Origin of the sequence: Micromonospora sp. 067-2 (assembly GCF_046549295.1) — a bacterium.
GTDB lineage: Bacteria > Actinomycetota > Actinomycetes > Mycobacteriales > Micromonosporaceae > Micromonospora.
The window spans coordinates 1-680 of record NZ_JAJPWB010000024.1; the positions used below are offsets into that span (position 1 = coordinate 1).

1 protein-coding gene is annotated in these 680 nt (G+C 58.1%); it reads right to left on the bottom strand.

Annotated features, from left to right (window positions below):
• Positions 1 to 659, bottom strand: a 659-nt coding sequence (locus ACLJN9_RS30520; protein ID WP_410815155.1) for a polysaccharide biosynthesis protein, incomplete at its 3' end; no start/stop codon positions are given.
• Positions 660 to 680 lie beyond the last annotated feature (21 nt).

Genomic DNA, 680 nt, shown 5'->3' on the forward strand with positions numbered 1-680 from the left:
TCAACAGGCCCCCCACCAATCTCACCCTCAGTCACATACAAGGCGTAGTTCAAATCCCGATCATCAACCGGCACCCGGAAAAACTCACCAAAATCCTCCGCCCGCGCCAACTCCTCACCACTGGCCAACGTCTCATGCACCTTCTCACCATGCCGAACCCCGATCGGATCCACCTTCGCCGGCACATCAAAAAGCTCACACAACGCCGCCGCCAGATCCCCCACCGTGCACGCACTCGCCTTCCGCACAAAAATGTCACCCGGACGAGCATGCAAAAACGCATGCTCCACCAACTCCACCGAATCCTGCAACGACATCAAAAACCGCGTCATCAACGGATTCGTCACCGTCGGCGCACGACCCGCCTTGATCTGCTCGATGAACAACGGAATCACCGAACCCCGAGAAAACATCACATTGCCGTACCGCACCGACGACACCGTCGTCGGACTACCCGGATTATTCCGCGAATGAGCCTGCGCCACCTTCTCCATCAACGCCTTCGACATCCCCATCGCGTTGACCGGATACACCGCCTTATCCGTACCCAACATCACCACCGAACTCACACCACTACGCTCAGCGGCCTCCACCACATTCGCCGAACCCAACACATTCGTCCGCACCGCCTCCAACGGAAAAAACTCACACGACGGCACCTGCTTCAACGCCGCAGCATG